A 2,614-nucleotide genomic window follows, 5' to 3' on the forward strand; every position below is an offset into this window, starting at 1 on the left:
ATTGCGACAACTGCCCACATAGCACAAAACGGCTTGTTTGTCAACAGTTTTTAACTCTAATTCATATAATTGTTCTCGCAGATTAATCGTGACTTTTTTGCCGGATTTGGTGGTTTTTTCCCGTTCCATCACCGTTGCTTGTTTAATCGCCTCGATCCAATTTTGCCATTGTTGGCAGTCAATTCCCTCACTGTTAAAAGTGAGCAAATACGCAGCTTTTTCTAACAAACGGGTGGCAGCGGGAGCATTTAAGGGAATTTCTTCCACCTGATACACTGGTAAATCTGCGGGCAATTGTGCGCTTAATTGCTGTTTAAACCTCTCTAAATCCATCACTTTTGTCAATTCAAAATCGACAATCTCACCGCTACTGGTTGCTCCCAAGGATAAAGCATTGGCGATCGAAATGCGCGGACCAGGGTGAAATCCACCGGTAAAGGAAATGGGAATAGCAGCGCGACGGACGACGCGATCAAATAAACGCACCAGATCCAAGTGGCTAACTAAGGCCATTTCGCCAATTTTGCCAAACCAAACCCGAATTCTTTGGGCGCGTTCTTGATTGGGTTGAAAATGTCCAGCAAAAGCGGGAATCGGGGGCGCTTCAATGACGATATTATGACCAAAATCGAGGCTACAAACGCCACAATGGGAACAACCCTCAAAAGAACAATCGGGGACTGTTGCCGCGTCTAGGGCGCGTTTTAAGTCCTCCTGTAGCCATTTTTTATCGATACCGGTATCCAGATGATCCCAGGGCAGAGGACGCTCTAAAATATCTTTGTCTGCATCGGCAAAAATATGCCATTCTCCCTGTTCTATCTGACGATATTTCCAAGTTAAACCGGATTCTTCGATCGCCTGTGACCATGCTTGATAGGCTTTTTCCGTATTATCCCACCAAGCATCCATCCCGGCTCCCAATTGCCAAGCGCGCAGTACCACTTTCCCTAAACTTCTGTCACCGCGACCGATAAAATCTTCCATAGCCGAGATGCGGACATCGGTATAATTGACTTTTACCCCTCTCATGCCTTGGAATTCCTGTCTTAATAACTCCTGTTTGCGGATAAATTCGGCCGTCGAGACGGAATGCCACTGGAAGGGGGTATGGGGTTTAGGGGTAAAATTCGAGATAGTTAGGGTAAAATCGAGGGGTTTCCGCTTCGGTAAACGACATTCCCGACGCAACCAACGCAGGGTTTCCGCGATACCGATGACATCCACATCGGTTTCCCCTGGCAAACCGATCATAAAATAGAGTTTGACCTTATCCCAACCCTGTTCGACAGCAGTTTTTATCCCTCTGAGTAGTTCTTCGTTGGTTAACCCTTTGTTAATCACATCGCGCATTCGTTGGGTTCCCGCTTCCGGTGCAAAGGTCAAACCCGATTGACGATTGCCCCCAATTATGTTAGCAATATTTTCGTCAAAGCGATCGACTCTTTGACTGGGTAAGGATAGAGATATATTCTCATTCTGGAGACGGTTTTTAATCTCCATACCCACGGCAGGTAGAGCTAGATAATCGGAGCAACTGAGAGATAATAAGGAAAATTCGTTATATCCCGTCGCTCGCATTCCTTTTTCAATCGATTCGATGACTGCTTCTGGTTGCACATCCCGCGCAGGACGGGTTAACATCCCCGGTTGACAAAAACGACATCCCCGAGTGCAACCGCGACGAATTTCCACCACCAGGCGATCGTGAACCGTTTCCACGAAGGGAACTAAACCGATAGAATAGGCTGGGATAGGAGTAGCTACCCGGCGTAAAATTCTTTGCGGTACATCGTCACGATTGGGGATAACTGCACCGATTGGGGTGACATCGTAGAAACGGGGGACATATACCCCCGGAATTTGGGCTAAATCTAGTAATAGTTCTTCTTTGCTTAGATTAGCTAGTTTACCTTCTTCTAAAATTAAACCGATTTCTGGCAATAATTCTTCGCCATCACCGAGGGCGATAAAATCAAAAAAGTCGGCGTAGGGTTCGGGGTTAGAGGTGGCAGTTTGTCCCCCGGCAAAAATTAGCGGATAGTTACCTGAGTCTCTTGCTCTCCAAGTCAAGGGAATTGCCGCTAGGTCGAGCATTTCTAAAATATTGGTGGCTCCTAGCTCATAACTGAGACTAAAACCCAGAATATCAAAATCGGTGAGGCAACGACGGGATTCTAGGGCAAATAGGGGGGTTTTTGTCTGTTTGAGTTTTTGGGCTAAATCCGGTGCGGGTAAATAAGTGCGATCGCAGAGTTGGCGGGGTTGAGCATTGAGGATATTGTAGAGGATAATATGGCCGAGGTTAGATGCCCCCACTTCGTACACTTCCGGATAGGTTAACACCCAACGAACCACAGCACTTGCCCATTCTTTATGTTTAGCACCTAACTCGTTGCCCAAATAACGCGCCGGTCGAAAAATGTCGGGGGTGAGCAGTTGGTCTAAAGCAATAGTCACGGCAATCTACCTCAGATATCGTCAGCAATGGGTGCTTTTCTACTATAGCAGCCAGAATCGAGTCAGTATTCAGGAGTCGGGAGACAGGAGACTCCGAGACAGGAGACTCCGAGACAGGAGACAGGAGATAGGAGACAGGAGATAGGGTTTTGGG

The 2,614-nt window shown here is 47.1% G+C and carries 1 protein-coding gene; it reads right to left on the minus strand.

Annotation, left to right across the window (positions count from 1 at the left end; translation table 11 throughout):
* On the minus strand, positions 1-2,460 hold a 2,460-nt coding region (locus PX481_RS01695), incomplete at its 3' end, for a TIGR03960 family B12-binding radical SAM protein (RefSeq protein ID WP_288093356.1).
* Positions 2,461-2,614: the final 154 nt, after the last annotated feature.

The organism is Microcystis sp. M53603_WE2, from assembly GCF_030065435.1.